The 23457-nt window shown below is 71.5% G+C and carries 27 protein-coding genes; 15 read left to right on the top strand and 12 right to left on the bottom strand.

The window, feature by feature from the left end; all coding sequences use genetic code 11:
* Positions 1 to 273, bottom strand: a 273-nt coding sequence (locus DW309_RS10540) for an aldo/keto reductase (protein ID WP_136045347.1), incomplete at its 3' end; no start/stop codon positions are given.
* A complete protein-coding gene (locus tag DW309_RS10535) occupies positions 270 to 1004 on the bottom strand; it encodes an SDR family NAD(P)-dependent oxidoreductase (RefSeq protein ID WP_205812726.1) in 735 nt (244 codons plus the stop codon). The genes DW309_RS10540 and DW309_RS10535, both read right to left, overlap by 4 nt.
* A 90-nt stretch (positions 1005 to 1094) precedes the next feature.
* Here DW309_RS10535 and DW309_RS10530 point away from each other — a divergent pair, with 90 nt between their 5' ends.
* Together DW309_RS10530 and DW309_RS10525 are read left to right on the top strand one after the other, a co-directional pair.
* Positions 1095 to 1961 carry a CoA transferase subunit A gene (locus DW309_RS10530; protein ID WP_136034088.1) on the top strand — a complete coding sequence of 289 codons (867 nt, stop codon included), beginning with the start codon at positions 1095 to 1097 and terminating at the stop codon, positions 1959 to 1961.
* Complete coding sequence (locus DW309_RS10525) at positions 1958 to 2731, top strand: CoA-transferase subunit beta (protein WP_136045346.1); 774 nt, start codon at positions 1958 to 1960, stop codon at positions 2729 to 2731. Before DW309_RS10530 ends, DW309_RS10525 begins: the two co-directional genes overlap by 4 nt.
* A 12-nt stretch (positions 2732 to 2743) precedes the next feature.
* Here DW309_RS10525 and DW309_RS10520 read toward each other — a convergent pair whose 3' ends face one another.
* Positions 2744 to 3355, bottom strand: coding sequence for a TetR/AcrR family transcriptional regulator (locus tag DW309_RS10520; protein WP_136034085.1), 612 nt, complete (start codon positions 3353 to 3355; stop codon positions 2744 to 2746).
* 110 nt (positions 3356 to 3465) lie between these two features.
* Here DW309_RS10520 and DW309_RS10515 point away from each other — a divergent pair, with 110 nt between their 5' ends.
* Complete coding sequence (locus tag DW309_RS10515; RefSeq protein WP_136035582.1) at positions 3466 to 5067, top strand: AMP-binding protein; 1602 nt, start codon at positions 3466 to 3468, stop codon at positions 5065 to 5067.
* A gap of 72 nt (positions 5068 to 5139) precedes the next feature.
* Positions 5140 to 5571: a hypothetical protein gene (locus DW309_RS10510; protein WP_136034081.1), complete on the top strand. Its 432-nt coding sequence runs from the start codon at positions 5140 to 5142 to the stop codon at positions 5569 to 5571.
* 15 nt (positions 5572 to 5586) lie between these two features.
* Here the strand turns inward: DW309_RS10510 and DW309_RS10505 are convergent, their stop codons facing one another.
* Together DW309_RS10505 and DW309_RS10500 are read right to left on the bottom strand one after the other, a co-directional pair.
* Positions 5587 to 6807 (bottom strand): acetyl-CoA C-acetyltransferase, encoded by a 1221-nt coding sequence (locus DW309_RS10505; protein ID WP_136045345.1) that lies wholly within the window; start codon positions 6805 to 6807, stop codon positions 5587 to 5589.
* Positions 6804 to 7622 carry an SDR family oxidoreductase gene (locus DW309_RS10500; protein ID WP_136045344.1) on the bottom strand — a complete coding sequence of 273 codons (819 nt, stop codon included), beginning with the start codon at positions 7620 to 7622 and terminating at the stop codon, positions 6804 to 6806. The genes DW309_RS10505 and DW309_RS10500 overlap by 4 nt, the downstream gene beginning before the upstream one ends.
* Before the next feature lie 72 nt (positions 7623 to 7694).
* Here DW309_RS10500 and DW309_RS10495 point away from each other — a divergent pair, with 72 nt between their 5' ends.
* Genes DW309_RS10495 through DW309_RS10485 form a run of 3 tightly spaced genes read left to right on the top strand, consistent with a single transcriptional unit; the run spans position 7695 to position 9537 of the window.
* A complete protein-coding gene (locus DW309_RS10495) occupies positions 7695 to 8528 on the top strand; it encodes an SDR family NAD(P)-dependent oxidoreductase (protein ID WP_136034075.1) in 834 nt (277 codons plus the stop codon).
* The gene (locus DW309_RS10490; protein ID WP_136034072.1) at positions 8525 to 9058 is read left to right on the top strand and encodes a nuclear transport factor 2 family protein; all 534 of its coding nucleotides are present in this window, start codon (positions 8525 to 8527) and stop codon (positions 9056 to 9058) included. The genes DW309_RS10495 and DW309_RS10490 overlap by 4 nt, the downstream gene beginning before the upstream one ends.
* Positions 9055 to 9537 (top strand): nuclear transport factor 2 family protein, encoded by a 483-nt coding sequence (locus DW309_RS10485; RefSeq protein ID WP_136034070.1) that lies wholly within the window; start codon positions 9055 to 9057, stop codon positions 9535 to 9537. The genes DW309_RS10490 and DW309_RS10485 overlap by 4 nt, the downstream gene beginning before the upstream one ends.
* Before the next feature lie 44 nt (positions 9538 to 9581).
* On the opposite strand, the gene DW309_RS10480 is transcribed toward DW309_RS10485, so the two are convergent.
* The 5 genes from DW309_RS10480 to DW309_RS10460 form a co-directional block, all read right to left on the bottom strand.
* Positions 9582 to 10043: an ASCH domain-containing protein gene (locus tag DW309_RS10480; protein ID WP_136034068.1), complete on the bottom strand. Its 462-nt coding sequence runs from the start codon at positions 10041 to 10043 to the stop codon at positions 9582 to 9584.
* 41 nt (positions 10044 to 10084) lie between these two features.
* The gene (locus DW309_RS10475; protein ID WP_136034066.1) at positions 10085 to 10804 is read right to left on the bottom strand and encodes an ABC transporter ATP-binding protein; all 720 of its coding nucleotides are present in this window, start codon (positions 10802 to 10804) and stop codon (positions 10085 to 10087) included.
* On the bottom strand, positions 10797 to 12614 hold the full coding sequence (locus DW309_RS10470; RefSeq protein ID WP_136034064.1) for a branched-chain amino acid ABC transporter ATP-binding protein/permease: 1818 nt from the start codon (positions 12612 to 12614) through the stop codon (positions 10797 to 10799). The genes DW309_RS10475 and DW309_RS10470 overlap by 8 nt, the downstream gene beginning before the upstream one ends.
* Positions 12615 to 12616: 2 nt before the next feature.
* Complete coding sequence (locus tag DW309_RS10465; RefSeq protein WP_136034062.1) at positions 12617 to 13474, bottom strand: branched-chain amino acid ABC transporter permease; 858 nt, start codon at positions 13472 to 13474, stop codon at positions 12617 to 12619.
* A 111-nt stretch (positions 13475 to 13585) separates the two neighbouring features.
* Positions 13586 to 14812 carry an ABC transporter substrate-binding protein gene (locus DW309_RS10460; RefSeq protein WP_136045343.1) on the bottom strand — a complete coding sequence of 409 codons (1227 nt, stop codon included), beginning with the start codon at positions 14810 to 14812 and terminating at the stop codon, positions 13586 to 13588.
* A 132-nt stretch (positions 14813 to 14944) separates the two neighbouring features.
* Here DW309_RS10460 and DW309_RS10455 point away from each other — a divergent pair, with 132 nt between their 5' ends.
* Positions 14945 to 15724 carry an SDR family NAD(P)-dependent oxidoreductase gene (locus DW309_RS10455; RefSeq protein ID WP_136035588.1) on the top strand — a complete coding sequence of 260 codons (780 nt, stop codon included), beginning with the start codon at positions 14945 to 14947 and terminating at the stop codon, positions 15722 to 15724.
* A 30-nt stretch (positions 15725 to 15754) separates the two neighbouring features.
* Here the strand turns inward: DW309_RS10455 and DW309_RS10450 are convergent, their stop codons facing one another.
* A complete protein-coding gene (locus DW309_RS10450; protein ID WP_136034057.1) occupies positions 15755 to 16327 on the bottom strand; it encodes a PadR family transcriptional regulator in 573 nt (190 codons plus the stop codon).
* An 81-nt stretch (positions 16328 to 16408) separates the two neighbouring features.
* Between DW309_RS10450 and DW309_RS10445 the strand changes: the two genes are divergently transcribed.
* From DW309_RS10445 to DW309_RS10425, 5 genes are all read left to right on the top strand, one after another.
* A complete protein-coding gene (locus tag DW309_RS10445) occupies positions 16409 to 17332 on the top strand; it encodes an alpha/beta hydrolase (RefSeq protein ID WP_136045342.1) in 924 nt (307 codons plus the stop codon).
* Complete coding sequence (locus DW309_RS10440; RefSeq protein WP_136045341.1) at positions 17329 to 18927, top strand: flavin-containing monooxygenase; 1599 nt, start codon at positions 17329 to 17331, stop codon at positions 18925 to 18927. Before DW309_RS10445 ends, DW309_RS10440 begins: the two co-directional genes overlap by 4 nt.
* 77 nt (positions 18928 to 19004) lie before the next feature.
* Positions 19005 to 19748, top strand: a complete 744-nt coding sequence (locus DW309_RS10435) for an SDR family NAD(P)-dependent oxidoreductase (RefSeq protein ID WP_136045340.1) — start codon at positions 19005 to 19007, stop codon at positions 19746 to 19748.
* Positions 19745 to 20188 (top strand): acyl-CoA thioesterase, encoded by a 444-nt coding sequence (locus DW309_RS19555; RefSeq protein WP_168387243.1) that lies wholly within the window; start codon positions 19745 to 19747, stop codon positions 20186 to 20188. The genes DW309_RS10435 and DW309_RS19555 overlap by 4 nt, the downstream gene beginning before the upstream one ends.
* Positions 20185 to 20619, top strand: coding sequence for a nuclear transport factor 2 family protein (locus DW309_RS10425; RefSeq protein ID WP_136045339.1), 435 nt, complete (start codon positions 20185 to 20187; stop codon positions 20617 to 20619). Before DW309_RS19555 ends, DW309_RS10425 begins: the two co-directional genes overlap by 4 nt.
* Here the strand turns inward: DW309_RS10425 and DW309_RS10420 are convergent.
* The gene (locus DW309_RS10420; RefSeq protein WP_136045338.1) at positions 20606 to 21640 is read right to left on the bottom strand and encodes an MBL fold metallo-hydrolase; all 1035 of its coding nucleotides are present in this window, start codon (positions 21638 to 21640) and stop codon (positions 20606 to 20608) included. The genes DW309_RS10425 and DW309_RS10420 overlap by 14 nt on opposite strands.
* 120 nt (positions 21641 to 21760) lie before the next feature.
* Here DW309_RS10420 and DW309_RS10415 point away from each other — a divergent pair, with 120 nt between their 5' ends.
* Together DW309_RS10415 and DW309_RS10410 are read left to right on the top strand one after the other, a co-directional pair.
* Complete coding sequence (locus tag DW309_RS10415; protein ID WP_136045337.1) at positions 21761 to 23125, top strand: MFS transporter; 1365 nt, start codon at positions 21761 to 21763, stop codon at positions 23123 to 23125.
* On the top strand, positions 23122 to 23457 hold a 336-nt coding region (locus DW309_RS10410), incomplete at its 3' end, for an oxidoreductase (protein ID WP_446724702.1). The genes DW309_RS10415 and DW309_RS10410, both read left to right, overlap by 4 nt.

Below are 23457 nucleotides of genomic sequence, written 5' to 3'. Positions count from 1 at the left end.
GCGCGTGTGGCCGCCCTTCGTGGCGACGACCACGCGGTCCCTCGCGTCGGGGTGCCGGCGCAGGGCCGCGGCGAGGGCGCGCTCGTTCACGCCCATCTCGCTCGACGGTCCGTACGAGTCGGCGGTGTCGAACAGCGTGATGCCGGCATCGACCGCGGCGTGCACGGCGCGGACGCCCCGCTCGACATCCGACTCCGGGGTCTGCGTGAGCGTCATCGCGCCCATCCCGAGCGCCGAGACCCGCAGGTCGCCGAGCGCGCGCTGCGGCATCATCGGCCCACGACCGTCCAGCCGCCATCCACCGGCAAGCACTGGCCGATCACGTGCGTGGCATCGCGCAGCAGCCAGATGATCGCGGCGGCGATCTCCTCGGGATCGGCGAGACGGCCGCGCGGCGTGCGGCGCTCGACCGCGGCGAGGTCGTAGCCGCCTGCCACCAGCTCCTGCACCATCGGGGTGAGCGTGTGGCCGGGGGCGACCGCGTTCACGCGCACGCCGAGCGGCGCCCACTCGACCGCGAGGTTCTCCATCAGCTGCCGCTCCGCCGCCTTCGCCGGACCGTAGTCTGCCTGGTTCGCCCAGCCGCGATAGGCCGTGGTCGACGACACCATCACGATCGACCCTGGTTCTCCATCGAGACGCCGCACGAGGGCCCGCGACACGGCGAGCGCCCCGACGACGTGCACGTCGTACAGCAGCCGCAGCCGGTCGAGGCCGATCTCCAGCGCGGGCATGTACGCCCCGCGGATTCCGTGGCACACGACCACGCCGCCCACGGGCGCGCGTTGCCAGGCGCGTTCCATCGCGGCCTCGACCGCCGCCTCGTCACGCAGGTCGACCGCCTCGGAGCTCACGTCGTCGTGGGCGCTCGGGCTCAGGTCGAACACCGTCACGGTGAGTCCGCGCTCGCGGAGCAGCCGCACCACCGCGTCGCCGATCCCGCTCGCTCCCCCGGTGACCACGACGTGGTCGGCGGGTCGATCCTGCGCCTGCTCCGGCATCATCCAGCTCCCTCGCTGCTCGCCCTCCCGGGCATGCTACTGTGATTCCCAAACAAGCGCTAGGTTTAGCGTCGGTCGCGCGAAGGAGCGGGAATGGCGGACAAGCAGGTCAGCATCGAGGAGGCGATCGGCACCCTCGAGAGCGGGATGACGGTCGGCATCGGCGGGTGGGGGTCGCGGCGCAAGCCCATGGCCCTGGTACGCGAGATCCTGCGCCGCGACATCACCGACCTCACCGTGGTGGCCTTCGGCGGCCCCGACGTGGGGCTGCTCGCCGAGGCCGGGCGCATCCGTCGCCTCGTCTACGGCTTCGTGTCGCTCGACAGCATCCCGCTCGATCCGCTGTTCACGCGGGCGCGCGAGCGCGGGGCGATCGAGGTCGAGGAGTACGACGAGGGGATGTTCGTCGCGGGGCTGCGTGCCGCGAACGCCCGCCTCGACTTCCTCCCGATCCGCGCGGGCCTCGGCTCCGACGTGCTCCCGGCGAACCCTCGGCTGCGCACCGTCCGCTCCCCCTACTCCGACGCCGAGTACGTCGCGATGCCGGCGCTCCCCCTCGATGTCGCCCTCGTGCACGTGAACCGCGCCGACCCGCAGGGCAACGCGCAGTACCTCGGCCCCGACCCGTACTTCGACGACCTGTTCGCGATGGCCGCGCAGCGCACGATCGTCTCGGCCGAGAAGGTCGTGCCGACCGCCGCACTGCTCGACGAGGGCTCGTTCCACACGCTGCTGTTCAGCCGCCTCTACGCCTCCGCCGTGGTCGAGGCACCACGCGGGGCGCACTTCACCACGTGCGCGCCCGACTACGACCGCGACGAGGCGTTCCAGAAGCACTACGCCGCATCCGCCAAGGACCCCGACGCGTGGGCGGAGTTCGCGCGCACGTACCTGCACACCGACGAGGCGGGGTACCACGCCGCCGTCGCCCGCTTCCACGCCGACCGAGGAGAGTCATGACCACCGTCGCCCCCACCCCCGCGACCGTCGCCACCACCGCCGAGGTCTGCGTCGCGGCCTGCGCCGACACCTACCGCGACTCCGGCGAGGTGCTCGCCCACGCCGTCGGGATCATCCCGTCCCTCGGCGCCCGTCTGGCCAAGCTCACCACGGCGCCCGACCTGCTGCTCAGCGACGGCGAGGCCTTCTTCCTCAGCGGTCCGCCGATGCCCGGCGACACCGCAGCCCCCGCACCGACGATCGAGGGGTGGGCGCCGTTCCGCCGCATCTTCGACATCCTCGCGACCGGCCGACGCCAGAGCATGATGGGCGCCAGCCAGATCGACCGGCACGGCAACCAGAACATCTCGCTCATCGGCGACTGGGACCGCCCCACCAAGCAGCTGATCGGCGTGCGCGGGGCTCCGGGCAACACGGCCAACCACCGTGTGGACTACTGGGTGGCCCGGCACAGCCCCCGCGTGTTCGTGGAGTCGGTGGACATGGTGTCGGGTGTCGGCACCGACCGTGCGGCCGAAGCCGGGCTGGAGCACCACCGCCTCGGCGTGATCGTCACCAACCTCGCCGTGCTCGGCTTCGACGCGGACGGCATCGTGACGGTGCTCTCGGTGCACCCCGGCGTCGACCCGCAGCTCGTGGCGGACAGCACCGGCTTCGCGCTGGATGCGAGCGCCGCACCCCTCACGCGCACGCCCGACGCGGAGGAGCTGCGGCTGATCCGCGACGTGCTCGACCCGCGCGGCACCCGCAGCCGCGAGGTCGCAGACTGACGCGGGCTCCGCTCAGTCGGAGAGGAGGCCCTTGTGCAGCAGGTCGAGGAAGTTGTCGGTCAGGCTGGCGGCGGTGTGCCCGCGGCCGGGCCGGTACCACGCGACCGTGGACCACACGGCGTCGCGGATGAAGCGGTAGGCGATGGGCGCGTCGATGGAGTCGCGGAACACGCCGACCTTCTGCCCTTCACGGATCTGCGACAGCCACAGCTCCTCGATGCGCTCGCTGTTCTCGCGCAGGAACTCGAAGCCGGGCTGGCGGCCGAGGAACGACAGCTCGTTCTGGTAGAGGCCGACCGCGTCGGGCTGGCTCTCGATCGTCGTGAAGGCGTGCGCGATGAGCTTGTCGAGGATGTCGCGGGGGCTGCCGCCCTCGGCCACGATCTCCTCGAACCGATCGAGCAGCCCGGTCATGAAGCTGCCCAGGATCTCCTGGAGGATCGCCTCCTTGGAGGAGAAGTGATGGTAGAGGCTTCCGGAGAGGATGCCAGCCTCGTCGGCGATGTCGCGGACCGTGGTCGCGGAGTACCCGCGCTTGGCGATCAGGCGCGCGGCGATCGAGAGGATCTGATCGCGCCGCTCGGAGCTCTGCTCCTGGCGGCCTCCGCTTTTGGTCGTTGCCATTGCTGCTCCTTCACAGAAAATCTCACAAGCGCTTGCTCAAGTGTGCCGCATGCGAGCGGTTTCCCGAAACATCCCTTCGGAGTGTACGCATGATCTGGGAAAGGACGTCCATGACAGTCTCGGAAGCCACCACGGTCCCCGCCCTCCTCACGGAGATGGCGGCGCTCGGCGATCACCCCGCCATCGTCGACGGCGACGTGACGATCGGCTACGCCGAGCTGCGGGACCGCGTGGAGGACGTCGCCCGCGCCTACCTGGCGCAGGGCGTGGCGCCCGGCGACCGCATCGGTCTCTGGGCGCCCAACCGGTACGAGTTCATCCTCGCGATGCTCGGCGCCCAGCTGGTCGGGATCGCGGTCGTGCCGTTGAACACCCGCTTCACGGGTCACGAAGCCGCCGAGATCCTCGCCCGCTCCCGCGCCACCGCGCTCGTGCTGGCGGACGGCTTCCTCGGCAAGTCCTACAGCGAGATGCTGCGCGATGCAGCGGCCGAGCGCGGCGGGGACGGCCCGGTGTTCCCCGGGCTCCCGCACCTCCGCACCGTGGTCTGCCTGGACGGCGACGGTGCCGGCGGGCTGCTGTCGTGGGACGCCTTCCTCGCCGGCGGTGGAGCCGTGGCACCGTCACGGGTGGCCGAGGCTGCCGCGGCGGTCGGTCCGGACGACATCATGGACGTGCTGTTCACCTCGGGCACCACGGGCGTGCCCAAGGGCGTGCTCAGCGCGCACCGGCAGACCCTGTCGGTCGCGCGCGCCTGGGGCCTCGGAGCCCGCCTCACGCCGGAGGACCGCTACGCCGTCGTGAACCCCTTCTTCCACGGCTTCGGCTACAAGGCGGGCATGATCACGTCGCTCATGGCCGGCACCACGATCTACCCCCTGGCCGTGTTCGACGCCGACCGCCTGCTCGACCTCGTGCAGTCCGCCCGCATCAGCGTGCTGCCCGGCGTGCCCACCATCTTCACATCGCTGCTCGACCACCCCCGCCTCAGCGAGTACGACCTGTCGTCGCTGCGGTTCGCGATCGCCGGGGCCACGGCCGCCCCCGCGACGCTCTTCCACGACATGGTGAACGTGCTCGGCTTCGAGACCGTGGCCCAGGCGTACGGCCTCACCGAGTGCGTCGTCGCCACCCTCTCCCGCCCCGGCGAGTCGCTGGAGCACACGGCCCAGACCACCGGTCCCGCGGTCGAGGGCGTGGAGATCCGGGTCGTGGACGAGGAGGGGAACGACGCGGGGGTCGACGTGGACGGCGAGATCCTGCTGCGCGGCCCCAATGTGATGCTCGGCTACTTCGAAGACCCGGCCGCGACCGACGCCGTGCTCGACGCGGACGGCTGGTTCCACACCGGCGACGTCGGCCGTCTCGACGAGCACGGCTGCCTCAAGATCACCGACCGCCTGAAGGACATGTTCATCGTCGGCGGCTTCAACGTGTACCCCGCCGAGGTCGAGAACGCGCTGCGCAAGCACCCGGCGGTGAACGAGTCGGCCGTGATCGGTGTGGACGACGACCGGCTCGGCACCGTCGGCCGCGCCTACGTGCTGCTGCTGCACAACGCGGAACCGCGCCCCGACGCCGCCGAACTCGAGACCTTCTGCCGCCGGCACCTGGCGAACTTCAAAGTGCCGCGCGAGTTCGTGCTCGTGGAGGACTTCCCCCGCAACGCCACCGGCAAGATCCTCAAGTCCGAGCTCCGCGACCGCGCCTGACCCGCCCCGGTCGATTGGCCCGCGCGACCCCCGGCCGGTAGCCTTCGAGGTCGGCCACGGGGAAGGACGGGGATGCGGGGACACGACCGATCGGCGGGGATCACGCGACGCACGGCGATGCGGGCGGCGGTGTGGACGGTACCGGTGGTGGCGGTGACCTGCGCGGCGCCACTGGCGGCGGCGTCCACCGCGCGCCCGGCGGTGCAGATGCTGCCCGTCACCATCGACCGCGCGACCTTCACCTGGCCGGGAGCGGTGGTCGGCAACCCTGGGACGACGCCGATCACCGTGACGTGGTCGGTCGCGGTGTCACCCGAGCTGGACTGGATGACCGGGCCCACCACGGGCTCGACGACGGTCCCGCCCGGCTCGTCCGCCACCATCGCGGCGGGGGTGCAGGGATTCCCGGTCGCAGCGGCGTGGCCCACCACGCTCACCCTCACGCTGCTGCGCGACGGCGGCAGCGAGGATCACAGCCTCGTGTTCCAGGCCGAAGAGGCCTGACCGGGATCCGGGGCGTCAGCTCAGGCGCTCGAGCACCATCGCCATGCCCTGGCCACCGGCGGTGCACATGGTCTCGACCGCGAACTGCTCGTCTCGCTCCCGCAGCGCGTTGATCGCCGTGGTCGTGATGCGCGCACCCGTCATGCCGTAGGGGTGGCCGAGGGCGATCGCGCCGCCGTTGACGTTCACGCGCTCCGGATCGATGCCGATGTCCGCGATGGACGGCACGACCTGGGCCGCGAACGCCTCGTTGATCTCCAGGAGGTCGATGTCGCCGATGCTCATGCGGGCGTGGGCGAGCGCCCGCTCGACGGCCTGCACGGGACCGAGCCCCATGATCTCGGCCGACAGCGCCGACACCCCGGTCGACACGATGCGGGCGAGCGGGGTCAGCCCCAGCTCGGCGGCTCGGGTGTCGCTCATGACCACGAGCGCCGCCGCCCCATCGTTCAGCGCGCAGCAGTTCGCGGCCGTCACGGTGCCGTGCGGGCGGAACACGGGCTGCATCCCGCCGATGCCGTCCAGGGTCACCCCCGCGCGGGGGCCGTCGTCGGCCGAGACCAGCGTGCCGTCGGTCAGACGCACGGGAGTGATGTCCTTCTGCCAGAAGCCGCGGGCGGCCGCGGCCTCGGCACGGTTCTGGCTGAGCACGGCCCACTCGTCCTGCTCGCGCCGGGAGACGCCGCGGAACGAGGCCACGTTCTCGGCGGTCTCGCCCATCGCGATGTAGATGTCGGCGAGCTCGCCGCGCGCGCGCGGGTCGGACCACACGAACTCCGGGTCCTGCGCGTCCCGGGCGGTGCGGGCAGCGGCGTCGGCCCACCGCGGGTTCTTGGTGTCGGGCATGCCGTCGGCCTTGCCGGACCCGAACTGCGACACCGCCTCGACCCCGGCCGACACGAACACGTCGCCCTCGCCCGCCTTGATCGCGTGGAAGGCCATGCGAGTGGTCTGCAGCGAGGACGCGCAGTAGCGGTTGACGGTGGTGCCGGGCACGCCGTCCCACCCGAGCTGCAGCGCGACCATGCGGCCGATGTTGTACCCCTGCTGACCGGCCGGCTGCGCACACCCCATCATCAGGTCGTCGATCTCGGCGGGGTCGAGTCCCGGCACGGCTTCCACGGCGGCGCGCACCATCTGCGTCGCGAAGTCGTCGCCGCGCATGTCCTTCAGGCTGCCCTTGAACGCGCGGCCGATGGGCGAGCGCACGGCGGAGACGATGACGGCTTCGGTCATGAGGGGGTTCCTCCAGAGTCGGGCAGGCGGTCGGCCTGCTGCACGATGTCGGCGTTCGGGGTGTGGGCGAGGAAGGCCGGCCATTCGCCGCCGCCGTCGACCGGGATCACGGCACCGGTGAGGTGCGCGGAGAGGGGGGAGGCGAGCAGGACGCACACGGCCCCGAGCTCGGCGGGGTCGGCGAGACGTCCGCGCGGGATGGTGCGCGCGATCTCGGCGTATTGCTCGGGCGTGCCGTAGTGATCGACCGCGCTCTCGGTGTGCACGAGCCCGCTGCTGACCGCGTTGACGCGGATCTCGGGGGCCCACTCGACGGCGAGGCTGCGGGTCAGGCTCTCCAGTGCCGCCTTGGCCGCCCCGTAGACGGCGGTGCCCGGACTCGGACGGCGCGCACTGATCGAGGTGATGTTGACGACACTGCCCTTCGCTGCGCGCAGAGGCTCGAACGCGGCGCGCGTGGCGACGGCGGCCGAGAGGAAGTTGATCTCGGTGATCGCCTGGAAGTAGCGGGGCGAGCCCGCCTCGAACCGGCCGAAGGGGGAGCCGCCGACGTTGTTGACGAGCACGTCGAGCCGTCCGTGGCGCTCGGCCACGTCGCGGATCCACGCCTCGTTCTGCGCCGCGTCGCGCACGTCGACGGGGCGGAAGGAAGCGCGGCGCCCGTCGCGCTCGGGAACCCCGTCGGGCTCGGAGCGCGCGCAGAACTCGACCTCGGCCCCGGCGTCCAGGAACGCGTCGACCACGCCCCGGCCGACACCGCGACCGCCGCCGGTGACCGCGACGACCTTCCCCGCGAAATCGATGACCAGACTCACTGCGCACTCCTCCGTACCGCGCTCCGGTGCGACGGCCTGTCCATGCTACCAACCAAATGCTAGGTTTGTTGCATGGGTCACGAAGACGTACCTCCCCGCTCTCCGCGCACGATCGTCGTCACCGGCGGTGCGCTCGGCATCGGTGGCGGCATCAGCCGCCGCTTCGCCGCTGAGGGCGACCACGTGGTGCTGGTCGACATCGACGCCGACGCCGCTGAGGCGACAGCGTCGGAGATCGAGGAAGACGGCGGGAGCTGCACCGCGCTCGTCGGCGACATCACCCGGGACGACACGGTCGCCCGCCTGGCGGCCCACGTTCAGGAGCAGCACGGTCATGCGGAGGTGCTCGTCAACAACGTCGGCGACTTCCGCCCCGCGAAGTCATTCTTCGCCAAGAGCCCACCGGAGCAGTGGCAGCGGTTGCACGAGCTGAACCTCTGGCACGTGTTCGCGGTGACGCACGCCCTGCTGCCCGGAATGATCGCGGCCGGCCGCGGCAGCATCGTGAACGTGTCCACCGTGGAGGCCTTCCGCGGCATCCCCGGCAACGCGGTGTACTCCGCCTACAACGCCGGCGTGTCCGCCTTCACCAAGAGCCTGGCGGTCGAGCTCGGCCCCTCCGGCATCCGCGTCAACGCGATCGCCCCCGACCTCGCCGACACCCCTCAGACACCGGCCGAGCTGATGCTCGCCGGACGCGACCCCGCTCTGCTGCGCTCCTGGCTCCCTGCCGGGCGCTTCGGTCGACCGGAGGACTTCGCGGGCGTGGTGGCGTTCCTCGCCTCCGACGACGCCGCCTTCGTGACCGGACACACCATTCCGGTCGACGGCGGCACGCTCGCCGCCTCCGGCTGGTACGGCCGCGCGGAGGGCCGCGGCTGGACCAACCTGCCGGATCGAGCATGAACCTCGCGGAGCTGGTCGATCGTCAGGAGATCCACGCCCTCGTGCTCCGCTACTGTGCTGGGGTCGACCGGGCGGATTGGGGCGCGGTGCGTGCGGTGTATGCCACGGACGGCGTCGACCACCACACCGGTTTCTCCGGTGACGCCGACGCCTACGTGGCCTGGTTGCGCGAACGGACCGCGGTCTTCGACGGCACTGCGCACCTCACCGCCAACCACACGGTCGAGCTGCTCGGCGACCACGCGTACGCGGAGACCTCCGGCACCGCTGTGCACTGGGGATCCCCGGCCGACGACGAGACCCGCAACTTCACGAGCGGCTTCCGCTACCTCGACCACCTGCGCCGCGACCCGGACGGCTGGCGGATCGTCGAGCGCCTCGCGGTGCGCGACTGGACCCGGTCCGACGCCGGGCGCCTGCGCGATCCCGAGGGCGACGGCCCACGCGGACGGCGAGGACCGGACGACCCCTCCACCGCGTTCCGGGAGCGGGTGCGGACGACAGCCGAGAGCGCGAGGAGGATGACATGACCGCGGACATCGAACGGCGGCTGCGGCTGCTGGAGGACCGCCTGGAGCTCATCGACCTGGAGGCGACGTACGCGCGCTCGTTCGACGAACGCGACGGCGCCGTGTGGAGCGCGCTCTTCACGGACGACGGGGTGTACCAGTCCCGGCCCGTAGGCGACGCGCCGCCCGTCACGTTCGTACAGGGTCGTGTTGCGCTGGAGGCGTTCTGCCGCGACGCCCCGTTCTCGGGCATCCACTTCCTGCACCTGCCGCAGCTGCGGTTCGACGGCGACCGGGCGACCGCCCGCGTGCACCTCGAGTTCCACGGCGACCACCCTGCGGACCCGGGCGCACCCCGCGTGGCGATGCGCGGGTACTACGACGTGGCGTATCGCCGGGTGGACGGTCGCTGGCGCATCGCCCACCGCGTCACCACGGCGTTCGGACGCGAACAGACAACGGTGCTCGGCTATCCGCCCGCGGCCGTGCTGCCGGACTGATCCGAGCGGAGGTCGGGCGAGGTCACGGTCAGGCGCGGCCCCGGTCAGACGGGGAGGACGAGCCGGAACCGCTCGCAGAGCACGGGCATGTCCGGGGCGTAGCCGCGCGGGCTCTCGGAGTGGGTGCGCCAGTAGCGCTCGTGCACCTCGCGCCAGTGCTCCAGCGTGCGGTCACCCTCCCCCTCGGCGAAGGCGTGCACGGCATCGACCCGGTCGAACGGCACGACCTCGAGCGCGGTCGTCTCGATCACGGCGCGCGGCTCCCCGCGTCCGTCGAGGATGATGCTGAGCTCACCCACCTCGGGCAGCGGGTCGCCGGTCGCCTCGTAGTCCCACAGCGACGACGCGGTGCCGACCTTCACACCGGCGAGCACCAGCGCGAGCAGCTCGTCGGCGTGCGCCGGGGTGGCACCGAACGCCCATGCCTCCGGCACCGCTTCGGGAAGGTGCGGCAGCGCCGCCCTCGCGTCGCGCCAGTACTGCTCGATCCCCGCACCGTCATCCACCCGCCCAGACTAGCGGCGGACACCCCCGGGACCGCCTGCCGTCACGCGACCGCGCCGAAGTACGCCCGCTGCAGATCCTCCAGGGACACGTCGGCCGCGGCGCCCGCGAGCGTCGTGCGGCCCATCTCGATCACGGCCACCTCGTCGGCGATCGCGACGGACTCCTGCACCGCCTGTTCGACGAGGAGGATGCCGATGCCGGTCGCCTTCAGCTCGTGCACCCGCTCCATGACCTCCTTGACGATCACGGGGGCCAGGCCCTGGCTCGGCTCATCGAGGATCAGCAGTTTCGGCTTCGCCATGAGCGCCTGCCCGATCGCGAGCATCTGCTGCTGTCCGCCCGACATGCTCGCAGCCGGGAGGGCCCGCTTGCTGCCGAGGATCGGGAACAGCTGGTAGATCTCGTCGACCGAGGAGGCGAGGCCGCGCTTGCCGAGGCGTCGCGAGAAGCCGCCGAGGATCAGGTTCTGCTCGATCGTCAGCTCACGGAAGACCTTCTTGCCCTCCTGCACGTAGGAGATCCCGCGCGCGACCCGCTTGTGCGGCGCGTCGGCGAGGGGCGCCCCCAGGTAGGAGACGGACCCGCCCGTGACCCGGTTCAATCCGGTGATGGCACGCAGCGTGGTGGTCTTGCCGGCGCCGTTGCGACCGAGCAGCACCGTGATCTCTCCCGACCGCACCGTGAGCGACACGTCGCGCACCACGGTCAGGTCGCCGTAGCCGGTCTGCAGCGCCGACACCTCCAGCAGCACGTCACTCATGGTCGCCGCCTCCCGCCGCGTTGGTCTCCGCCGTGACGCCGAGGTACTCCTCCATCACGCGCGGGTTGCTCTCGATCTGCTCCGGGGTGCCGTGCGCCATGACCGCGCCCTGGGCGAGCACGTAGATGTCGTCGGCGAGACGCAGCACCAGCTGGAAGTTGTGCTCCACGAGAATCACGGTCATCCCGGCGTCGCGCAGCCGGCGCACCAGGCTCTCCAGCACCTCCAGCTCGTCCTCGTCGAGGCCGGAGGCGACCTCGTCGAGCAGCACGACCTGGGGCGAGGCCGCGAGGCTGCGGGCGACCTCCAGCAGGCGGCGGTTGCCGAGCGGGAGGGAGTCGGCCGGCTCGTCGCGCTGCGCGCTCAGCCCGACCAGTGCCAGGGCACGTTCGGCCGCCGCGCGGTTCTCCCGACGCGCCCGCCAGAACGACGGCAGGCGCAGCACCGACGCGAACACGCTGGCGCGCTCGGTCGCGTAGCACCCGGCCTGCACGGCCTCGAACACGGTGAGCTTCTCGGGGATGTTGGGGGTCTGGAACGTGCGCGACACTCCGGCCCGCGCGACCCGATACGACGAGAGCCCCTGGATGGGCCGCCCGTCGAGCTCGATCGTGCCGGCGTCGGTGCGGTAGAACCCCGAGATCATGTTCAGCAGCGTGGTCTTGCCCGAGCCGTTGGGCCCGATGATCGCGGTGACCGCGCCCGGCGCCGCCTCGATCGAGACCTTCGAGAGTGCCTGGTTGCCGCCGAACGCCTTCGAGACACCGTCGGTGCGCAGCAGGGCGCCGTCGAGCCTCTCGACGTCGGCCGGGGCTGCGGGCACGGGCTCGATGCCGACCCTGCGCTTCGCAGCGATGTCGGCCTTGCGCACGAGGCTGCGCACGAGCCCGGAGAGACCGCCGGTGAATGCGACCCCTCCGATGAGCAGGAACGCACCGGAGATGATGAGGCCGAACTTGCTGAAGTTCGTCGACTGGTTCATGCCGAACTGCAGCACGGCCGCGCCGATGAGCGCCCCGTAGATGCTTGCGGATCCGCCGAAGATCGACGCCGCGAGCACCGTCATCGCGAAGGAGAACGCGAACGCCTCCGGCGAGATGAACAGGTCGAGGTTGGCGAACAGCACGCCCGCGATGCCGGCCGGCACCGCGCCGATCGCGTACGCGGTGAGCTTGGCGCGGAAGACCGAGATGCCCATGGACGACGCCAGCACGGGGCTCTGCTTGAGCACGCGCAGGGCGGTGCCGTGGTCGGACACGACGAGGTTGCGGATGAGGGCGAACACGACGATCGCGATCGCGACGATCAGCACGTAGTACGTCCGCCCGTCGATCATCTGCCCGAAGGAGGTCGCGGGCATGATGCCGGCCAGGCCGTTGCGACCGCCGGTCTCCTCCTTGAAGATCGACAGCACGTCGGGGACGATCAGGATCAGGAAGAACGAGGTCATCGCGAGCGACCAGCTGCCGAGCCGGAGCCCGGGGATGCCGGAGATCAGGCCGACGATCAGGGCGGCCCCTCCGCCGATCAGCAGTTGCAGCCAGATGTCGGTCACGCCGGCCTTGTTGGCGAGACCCGCCGCGTAGGCACCGGCGGCGTACATGGCGACCTGACCCATCGCGAGCTCGCCGGCGTAGCCGAGCGAGAGATTCAGGCCGAGCACGATGAGGGCGAGGATGAGCGTGAGCTCGATCTGCCGGGTCGCGCCGTAGTTGAGCCCCAGGAAGGGCAGCACGAGCAGCACCGCGCCGATGGCGAGCGGCCAGAGCCACCCGGGGACGGCACGCAGTTTCAGCCAGAGAGCGGCCATGGTCACACCGTCCGTTCCACGCGACGGGTGAAGAGCCCCGTCGGTTTGACCATCAGGATCACGATCAGGATGAAGAACACCGTCAGCCCCGCGTAGTCCGCGCCGATGTAGCGCGTGGCGAGGGCCTCGGCGAGTCCGACGATCAGCCCGCCGACCAGCACGCCGCCCAGCGACCCGAAGCCGCCGATGGCGAGCACCACGAAGCCCTTGAGCGCGAGCGAGGCGCCGAGGGTCGCGACCGCGTAGGTCTTGGGCCCGACGAAGACGCCGAGGAACCCGGCGAGCACCCCCGTGAAGATGAAGGCCAGCAGGGCAAAGCGCCGCACGTTCACGCCGCGCAGCTGGGCCGCCTCCCGGTTCTCGCTCATGCCGAGCAGGGCGATGCCGGTCATGCTCCGCTTCGCGAACTGGGTGAGCACCACCACGAGCACGATCACGAGCACGATCAGGGCGATCTCGACGGGGTACACGCGGCCGCCGAGGAACTCGAGCACCTGGTCGCCCATGAAGAAGGGGACACGCTTGGGCTCACCGCCCCAGATCACCTGTGCGACGCCTTCCATGATGATCGACGCGCCGAGCGTGGTGACGAGCAGGTTGTGCGGGTCTTTCACCGGTCGGATGGCGACGCGCTCCTCCAGCGCGGCGATCCCGCCGACGATCACGGCCGCGCCGATCGCGACGAGCCACCAGGGCAGACCCCAGACGACGATGCCGACGTACGCGAGGAACGCACCGAGCATCATGAGCGCCGCCTGGGCGAAGTTGAAGGTCTTCTGGGAGAGGAAGACGATGTTGTAGCCGATCGCCACCAGTGCGTAGATCGCACCGAGCGCGAGGCCGGACCAGATGATGGTCATTGCGGTCGGGTTCCTTCCATCATTGTGGCTTCGAGGCGGCGGGCTCCGTGTGCCGACGGCTCGGATCCGCGGGGGATCCGAGCCGCCGGCCGTGGTCGCTCGCCGGCCGGGTCAGGGCTGGAACTGACCGTTGACGAGCTCGCCCGGGGGGATGAACGCGAACTGGTCCGGGCTCACGTGCGGGCTGTGCGCGTCCTTCTCGAACGCGTAGTTGGCGAGGATCGCCGTCTCGGCCGCCTTCTGCACCTCGGGGTCGATGAGCGCCTCGACCAGGGCGTCGGGGTCGTCGATGCCACCGGCCTTCTCCGCGGCGGCCTTGAACAGCAGCGCCGAGTCGTAGTTGTACGCGAGGATCAGCGACGACTTGATGTCGCCCGCGGCGAGCATGCGCTCCACCGCGTCGTTGACCTTGGTGTCGTCGGGGTTGTACTGGGTGCTGGAGTACACCTGCATGGTGAGGTTCTTCACCTGATCGGTGCCGAGCACGCCGTCGGGGGCCGGCGTGGCGATCAGACCGGTCGCGGCGACGGAGGAGTTGCCCATCACCGGCACGTGCCAGCCGAGCTTCTCGAGGCTCTGCAGCACGTAGCCGAGCGGGGCGCCGTAGGCGTCGAGAACGAGCACGTCGGGGTCGCCCTGCTGGAGCGCCGACAGCTGCGGGGTCATGTCGAGCGCGGCGTTGTCGAAGCCCTCGTTGCCGGTGACGGTGAAGCCCGCGTCGGCGAAGGTGGTCTCACCGAGCTGTCCGAACAGCTCGCCGTAGGCGCTGGAGCCGTGCAGGATGGCCACGTCCTCGTAGCCGCGATCCTCCATCTCGGCGACGAACGAGCCGAGGTAGTCGGGCACGGACGCGCTGAGGTCGAAGCTGTAAGGGTTGACCGAGGGGTCGCCGGAGCCGGTGGTCGGGCCGATGTTGAACGACACGATCTGGTTCTGCGTGAGGATCGGCAGCATCGCCTCGGTGATGGTGGAAGGGCCGGAGTTCATCACGAGGGCGGGCTTGCCCTCGGTGGCGATGTACTCGCGCAGCTTGGTGACGGCGACGGTCGGGTCGGCGTTGTCCTCCAGATGCGTGATCTCGACCTCGCGGTCGAGGATGCCGCCCATGTCGTTGACGGCGTCGACGGAGGCGAGGGCTGCCGTGACGGCGGTGGTGGCGTTGTCCGCCAGGATGCCCTCCGCGCCCATGCCGCCCAGCACCACGATCTTGATCGGATCGCCCCCGGCGTCCCCGCCGCCGCTGTTGTCGGCGTCCGCATCGCCGCCGGAGCAGCCGGCGAGCGCCATGGACGACACCACGATCCCTGCGGCGACTGCCGCGAGCCTCTTGAATCGCATTTCCGAACCTCTCTCATCGTTGAGTTAGAGCGACCAAACGCTTGCTTAGTAAATCACACTCGGATCACCCGGACAATGCCCAACCGGTCAATTGCTTGGTTGATGACGGAACTGCTGTTAGATTCGCCGCTCATGGACACTCCGCAGAGCATCGACGCCCGCCAGCCCTCCCCCCTCGACGGCGTCGCCGTGGTGACGGGAGGCACCGGAGGGATCGGCTCGGCGATCGCGCGCGGCCTGGTCGCGGCGGGCATGCGCGTGGTCGTCACCCACCGCTCCGAGCCCGCCCCCGAGGTGCGCACGGCCCTGGGTGCCGACATCGAGCTGCACCGCCTGGACGTGCGCGACGAGGAGGCAGCGCGCGCCCTCGCGGACGACCTCGTGACACAGCACGGTGCGATCCACACGGTGGTGCACGCCGCCGGTCCCCACGTGCCGATGGTGCACCTGTCGAAGGTCCCCGTGGCGCAGTTCGCCCGCCAGGTGGACGACGACCTCGTGGGCTTCTTCACGATCGCTTCGGCATTCCTGCCCGCCCTGCGCCAGGCGTCCGGCTCGCTCACGGTCGTGACCAGCGCCGGCACCCGCCGATACCCCGTCCGCGACGGGCTCTCGGTGGCCCCGAAGGGCGGGGTGGAGGCACTGGCGCGCGGGCTCGCCGCGGAGGAGGGCCGCTTCGGCGTGCGCGTGAACGCCGTGGGCCCCGGGATGCTGTGGGACGGCATGTCGGCCCGCCTCATGGCCTCGGGCGACCTCGACCAGCGGGCGCTCGACGTGGCCATGGCCAACATCCCGATGCGCCGCTTCGGCACCGCGGACGACATCGCCGCGGCGGTCTCTTTCCTCGCGTCGCCCGCGGCCGGGTTCATCACGGGGCAGAAGCTCGACGTCGACGGGGGCTTCGGGCTCTGAGCCCCGGGGACGGTCACGCGCGGCCCGGCGTCATCGCATGCCCTGCAGGCGCTCGAGCAGCCAGTCGATGCGGGCGGCCTCGTCGCGGTTGAACCGCTCCGCCCACTCCAGGGCGACCCCGGAGAACCGCCACGCCTCTTCGCGCTCGGCTCCCCTGGCGTGCGCCCCCGCGTCCTCAGCGGTCCGCAGTGCCTCGTCGCGGTAGGCGGTGAGCGCGGCGCGCAGGCGGTCGAGATCGCCGTTGTGCGCGGCCCACAGGCGCAGGATCTGCGGGTGCTTGAGCACCACCGGCTCGGGCGGCACGTCGTCGGTCCAGCGCCGCATGTGGTCGCGTCCGAGCGGGGTGATCGCGTACAGGCGCCGGCTCTTCGCGGCGTGCGTCTGCTCCACCCGGGAGACCGCGAGGCCGAGGTCCTCCAGCCGGCGCAGCTCGGTGTAGATCTGGCTCTGCGACGGAGCCCAGTAGAAGAACGCGAGGCTCTGGTCGGCCCACTGCTTGACGTCGTAGCCCGACAGCTCGGTGTCGAACGACAGGATGCCCAGGACGGCCCAGCTCGTGGCGGGCAGCTCCGGCAGCTGCGGGGTGTTCTCGTGATCGGTCACTTGACCTCCTCGTCGTTGAGTGAGATATTCCTGATCGTACTATGACTAACAGTCATACCGACGCCGATCGAAGGAGATCAGGTGGACGAGACGACCCGGATGCTGGACCTGCTCAACGCGACGTTCCCGCCGATCTGGACGATGGACCCGCTGGCGGGACGCGCCGCCGTGGATGCGCGCATCCGCCCCGCCGCGAACCTCGACGACGCCGACGCGGAGGACGCGGTGGTCGCGCGCGGCACGCACCCGATCCCGATCCGCGTGTACCGCCCCGCGACGATCCGCGATGGCGCGCCCGCCACCGTGTACGCGCACGGCGGCGGCTTTCTGCACGGCTCGATCGCCGGACACGACGGCTTCTGCCGGCGCTGGGCGCGGGAGACGGAGTCGATCGTCGTGTCGGTCGACTACCGGCTCGCGCCGGAGGCAGGACCCGGCGCCGCCCGGGACGACCTCGTGGCCGCCGCGGACTGGACGGTGGTGGCGGGCCTCGCGCCGCACGGGCTGCTCCTCGCAGGGGACAGCTCGGGGGGCAACATCGCCGCCGGCGCCGCGATCGCCCTCCGCGACCGCGGCCACAGCCCCGTCGTCGGCCAGGTGATGCTGTACCCGTTCCTGGACCCGGCCATGGCCACGGAGAGCCATCGCACGCGAGCCGCGGGGTACTTCGTGACCGCCGAGCTGCTCGCCCACTACTGGCGCACCTTCCTCGGTGACGCCGCCGACCGGGTCCACCCCGACGTCACGCCGCTCGCGGTCGACGACCTGGGCGATCTGCCGCCCGCCGTCGTCGTGACCGCCGGGCTCGACCCGCTGTGCGACGAGGGGGCGCTGTACGCCCGGCGTCTCCGCGCCGCCGGGGTGCCCGTGGTCGAGCGACACCATCCCGACCAGTTCCACGGATTCCTCACGATCCCCGGCTACGGCCCCGCCGCGTCCGCCGCGGCCCTCCTCTGGAGCGACGTGCGCGCGCTCACCCCCACCCCTGCGAAGGAGCAGACATGACCACCCAGCACGACCTCCTCGTCGTCGGCGCCGGCCTCGCCGGGCTGTACACCACGATCCACGCCGAACGGGCCGGGCTCGACGTGCTCGGGCTGGAGGCCGGCGACGACGTGGGAGGCACCTGGTACTGGAACCGCTACCCCGGTGCGCGGTGCGACGTGGAGAGCATCGACTACTCGTTCTCGTTCGACGACGAGCTGCAGCGCGAATGGCGATGGACCGAGCGCTATGCGACACAGCCCGAGATCCTGCGCTACCTGAACCACGTGGCCGACCGCTTCGACGTGCGCCGCCACTACCGGTTCGGACAGCGCCTGTCCGCCGCGAGCTGGGACGAGGGGCTGCAGCACTGGGAGGTGCGCACGGAGACCGGGCTGACGGCGACCGCGCGGTGGCTGGTGATGGCGACGGGCGGGCTCTCGAAGCCGCAGCTGCCCGATCTCCCCGGGCGCGACACCTTCGCCGGCACCGTGCTGCAGACCTCCGCCTGGCCCGAGGGCCCGGTCGACCTGCGGGGGCGGCGCGTGGCCGTGATCGGCACGGGGTCGTCCGGTGTGCAGGCCATCCCGCTGCTCGCGGAGCAGGCGTCCGAGCTCACGGTGTATCAGCGCAGCGCCAACTACAGCGTGCCCGCGTTCAACCGTCCGATCGACGACGAGGAGTGGGCACAGCAGCAGCGGGCCCTACCGCGACGGCGCGAGCTGTCGTGGAACGGTGCCGCGGGCTCGCCGTGGACGAGTCATCCCGCGCCCTTCGCGGAGACCGGCGAGGAGGAGCGGCGGGCGGTGTTCGAGGAGAGCTGGACCCGCGGCGGCGTGCTGTTCGCGAAGGCGTTTCAGGGCCTCACGGTCGACCCGGTGATCAACGACGCCGCGCGGTTGTTCTTCGAGGAGAAGCTCGCCGAGCGGGTGCATGATCCCGAGGTGCGCGCGACGCTGACCCCGCGCGATCACCCCGTGGGTACCAAGCGCATCTGCACGGACTCGGGCTACTACGAGACGTTCAACGCCCCGCACGTGACGCTCGTGGATCTGCGCACGGAGCCTCTCGCCGAGGTCACCCCGACCGGCATCCGCACGGCCGCCCGGCACCGCGAGCACGACGTGATCGTGTACGCCACGGGCTTCGACGCCATGACCGGGGCCCTGACGGCGATCGACATCCGGGGCCGCGAGGGCCGCTCGCTGCGCGAGGACTGGAGCGGCTTCCCCTCCACCTACCTCGGTATCGGACTGCCCGGGTACCCGAACCTGCTGGTGCTGAACGGCCCGGGCAGCCCCAGCGTGCTGTCGAACATGGCGCTGACGTCGGAGCAGCAGGGCGACCTGGCGCTGCGGATGATCGCGCACTGCCGTGACCGCGGGTTCACGTCGATCGAGGCGCGCGCGGATGCGGCGGAGGCGTGGACGGCGCACTCCCTCGAGCTCGCCGACCGCACACTGTTCGGCTCCGCACCCTCGTGGTACACCGGCGCCAACATCGCGGGGAAGGCTCGCGGCTTCCTGCCGTACATCGGCGGCTTCAAGGCCTACATCGACCGGTGCGAGGAGGTCGCCGCCGCCGGGTTCCGCGGTTTCGTGCTGTCGTCGCGCTGATCGCGCAGTCGGGCTGGCCTTCGGACGACCTCGCCGCTAGAGTCAAACAAGCAAATGCTTGGGCAAAGGAGCGCGGGATGAGTGCCATCGACCTCGGATTCACCACGGGAGACGCGGTGCTCATCACCGGCGCGGGCAGCGGCATCGGCCGGGCGACCGCCGTGCGCGCCGCCGAGCTCGGGCTGGCCCTGAGCCTGTGGGATCTGAACCCCGAGGGACTCGAGGAGACCGCGACGCAGGTGCGCGCGGTCGCCCCCGCGGTGCACACCTGGGTGGCCGACGTGTCGGACGATGCCGCCGTGTCCGCGGGTTTCGCCGACGCCGCCGCCACCCTCGGCCCGGTGCGCTACCTGCACAACAACGCCGGCCCCGCGTCTGCTTCCACACTCCCCTTCGACCGTGCCCTGGAGATCTGCGTGGGCAGCGTGCGCCGTGTGACCAACGCCTGGGCGGCGGCCGGTCCCGGCACCGGCGCCGCGATGGTCGCCACCACCTCGGTCGCCGGCAACCTCGTGGGCACCGACAGCGCGTGGTACTCCGCCGCGAAGGCCGCCATCATGGGCTACGTCCGCCACCTCGCCGCCCACCGCGCCCACGAGTTCCGCTCCAACGGCGTGGCGCCCGGGATGACCGACACCCCGCGGCTCGCCGGGTTCGCGAGCAGCGAGACCGGACAGCGTGTCCTCACGCGCATTCCGCTGAAGCGCATGGCCACGCCCGACGACATCGCCTGGGCCACACTGTTCCTGCTCTCGCCGCTCGCGGGCTACGTCAACGGCGTCTTCCTCCCGGTCGACGGGGGCTGGACGGTCACCCAGTGAGCGCGGAGCCCGAGCGCCCGGTGCTGCACTCCCACACGACCCGCCTCAGCTACGCGGACACCGACCCCGCGGGGATCCTCTACTACGCCGCCTGGTTCCCGAAGATGGAGGCGCTGCAGTCGGAGTTCCTCTATCTGCAGGGGCTACGGCAGGACACGCTGGTCGAGCGCTTCGGGTGGTGGACGGTGTCACGCGCCACGACGTGCGAGTACCTGGCCGCAGCCCGCCTGTTCGACGAGGTGCGCATCGACCTGCGTCTGGGACGCATCGGCGCCTCGTCGTTCCGCTTCGCGTTCCGCATGACCCGACTCGACGACGACGTGCCGGTCGCGCGCGCCGAGAACACGGTCGTGACGGTCTCCCCCGCGCAGGAGCCCGTGCGCATCCCCGCCGACCTGCGCGCGCACCTGGAGCGCTGGGCGGGAGGGGGTGCCGCATGAACGTCGACCTGCGCACGATCGGCGACCGTCAGGAGATCGCGATGCTGCTCGCCCGCATCGCCCACCTGGCCGACGCGGGAGACCCCGCGGAGTACGTGCGGTGCTTCACTCCGGACGCGGTCTGGGACCTCACCGACGCGACCGACCTGCCGATGGACGTGCAGACGATCTCCGGGAGGGCGGCGCTGCTCGCGGGCGTGCACGAGCGCCGTGCGGCCGGCATCCAGGGCCCGGGCACCCACACGCGGCACGACGTGTCGAGCATCGCGGTCGAGGTGGACGGCGATCGGGCGCGGTCGCGCGCCTACTTCCGCTACTACCGCGGCACCGACGGGGCGCCGGTGCTCGCGGCGATGGGGGTGTACGCCGACGAGTTCGTGCGCGACGGCGACCGCTGGCTGCTGCGGCGACGCGTGATCAGCCGGGGCTGAGCCACGCGCGGGCCCGGCCGCTGCGTACGAGCTCGCGGTGCATCTCGGTCTGCCGCAGCGCGGAGTGCAGCCAGAATCCGTCGAGCCCCTGCCATCCCGCGGTCCACGTGAGGCGCTGCGCGTACTCCCACACCGGACTGTCGCCGAGCTCGTCGACCAGCGCTGCCACCTCGGCCGTGCGACGCAGATGGTGGGCCGCGATCCGAGCCCGCCGTTCCCTCAGCCCGGTGAACCGGAACTCGTGGCCGGGCAGCACCGTGAAGGCGTCGAACGACGCCAGGCGGTCGAGCGAGTCGAGCAGGTCGCCCAGGGGCTCATCGCCCGGCAGCACGCCGATGCCGACACCGGAGTAGATGCGCGGCAGCACGTGGTCGCCCGTGAACAGCAGTCGCGCGTCTCGGTCGGCGAGGCAGACGTGACCGCCCGTGTGCCCCGGGGTCGCGACGACCTCGAGGCGCCGCCCGCCGAGGTCGAGCACGTCGCCGTGGGCGAGCAGCACGGCGGGCTCCACGTCACCGGTGAGGGACGGACGCGTGAACGACGCCAGGAGCTCGGCGTGGCGATCGCGGGGGACGCCCCAGCGCTCGACCGTATGGCGGTAGGCCGCGGGGTCGGTGGCTGCGGGATCGACCACGACACCCAGCACCCGACGCTCGGCGGACGACATCGCGATGCGGGCTCCCGTGCGGTCGCGGAGCCGTGCGGCGAGCCCGAGGTGGTCGGGGTGGTGGTGGGTCACGACGACCGTCGCGAGCTCGGACAGCGCGCGGCCGGCGGCGGCGAGCGCTTCCTCGATGCGGGACAGGTTGCCCGGGGTGTCCCACCCCGGATCGATCAGGTGCACGCCGTCGCCGCCGAACACGGCGTAGGCGAGCGTGCCGGGCAGCGTACCCTCGGGGATCTCGACCGGGATGCACCACAGGCCGGGGGCGATCTCGGCGGGCGGGCGCAGTTCGCCGCGATCCCACGCCGTCCGCTCCGCCTCGTCGACGGGGACCACGCCGTCCGCTACCGCGTTCATGACACCACCCTAGCAATCGCTTGTTCATTTCGCGAGATCCGGCTAGCCTGACGCCTGGGACGCGGTCCCGCGAGCGGAACGGTGACAGTGGAGTCGGGACGAGAGCGCCACGAGCGCGCAGTGGTCGCACTGCTCGCCGCATGCGGCATGCTGACCTCCCTGCAGTTCACGCTCATCGTGCCCATCCTGCCGCTCATGCCCGCCCTGCTCGGCACCACGGCCGCCGATGCGTCCTGGCTCATCACGGTCACCCTGCTCACCGGGGTGGTCGGCACACCGGTGGTGACGCGGCTCGCCGACCTGCACGGCCGCCGGCGGATGCTGCTCGTGGCCATGGCGCTGCTCGTCGCCGGATCGGTCATCGCGGCCGTCGTGCCCGGATTCCTCGCGGTGCTCATCGGCCGGGCGCTCCAGGGCTTCGGCACCGCCGTGGTGCCGATCGGCATCGCCCTCCTGAGCGCCCTCGTCTCCCGCCGCCGCGCCGTGCTCGGCATCGCCCTCATGAGCGGCACGCTCGGCATGGGCTCCGCGCTGGGCCTCGTGCTCGCCGGGCCGCTGCTCGCGTGGGGCGGACTGCCGGCCGTGTTCTGGTGCTCCGCCATCGTGGGCGCCGTGTTCTGCGTGCTCATCCGGCTGCGCATCGATGAAGCCCCCACGCGGCCCGTGCGGGGATTCGACGGCATCGGGGCCGTGCTGCTCGCGCTCGGGCTCACGGCTCTGCTGCTCGCCATCTCGCGGGGTCAGTACTGGGGATGGGCCAGCATGCCGACGCTCGGACTCGCGGCACTCGCGGCCGCGGCACTGCTCGCCTGGCTGCTGTGGGAGCGACGCCACCCGGCACCGCTGATCGACGTGCGCACGAGCCTGCGCGCGCCGATCCTGCCGATCAACGTGGCCTCGTTCTTCGCGACGGCCGGCATGTACGCCAACCACCTGCTCACCACCCAGGAGGCCCTGGCACCCGCCGCGACCGGCTACGGCCTGGCCACCACGACCGCCGCCGCCGGGCTCTTCCTGCTGCCGTCCGCCGTGACGATGATCGCCCTCGCGCCCCTCGCCGCCCGTGTGATCAGTCGCTTCGGCGGGCAGCGCGCACTGCTGCTGGGGTCGTCGCTCATGGCCGCGGCGTTCCTGCTGCGGATGCTGTTCCACGGCGCGGCCCTGCCCGTCCTGCTCGGCTCGGCACTGGTCGGCGCGGGGGTGGCGTTCGCGTTCGCGGCGATGCCGTCGCTCATCACCGCCTCGGTCCCTCCAGACGAGGTCGCCACCGCGAACGGCGTGAACTCGGTCATCCGCACGCTGTCCGGCGCGGTCGTCGCCGCCCTCTTCGCGTTCGCGATCACCGCCCTGCCCTCGGCCGCCGATCCGTCCTTCCTGTCCGAGCAGGCGCTTCTGCTGTGCTTCGGCGCCGCAGCGCTGTGCGGTGCCGTGACCGCCGCGCTCGCCACCGTCCTCCGCCTCCCCCGTCTCCCGGAGTCGCCATGACCCTGTTCTCGCCACTGACCCTGCGCTCCGTGACGCTGCCCAACCGCATCGGGATCTCCCCCATGTGCATGTACGCGTCCCGCGAGGGCTTCGTGACCGACTTCCACGTCGCGCATCTCGGACGCTTCGCCCTGGGTGGTGCGGGGCTCGTGATCGCCGAGGCGACGGCCGTGCATCCGCGGGGCCGCATCTCGCCGTTCGACGCGGGACTGTGGAGCGACGAGCAGGTGCCGGGGTGGGGTCGGGTCGCCGAGGTCGTGGGTGCCGCGGGCGCCGTTCCCGGGGTGCAGCTGGGTCACGCGGGGCGGCGGGCAGCGGTGCGCGAGCCGTGG

It is taken from the genome of Microbacterium sp. K41 (genome assembly GCF_004794395.1).
Taxonomy (GTDB): domain Bacteria; phylum Actinomycetota; class Actinomycetes; order Actinomycetales; family Microbacteriaceae; genus Microbacterium; species Microbacterium sufflavum.
This window is presented reverse-complemented; position numbering and strand designations above follow the sequence as displayed.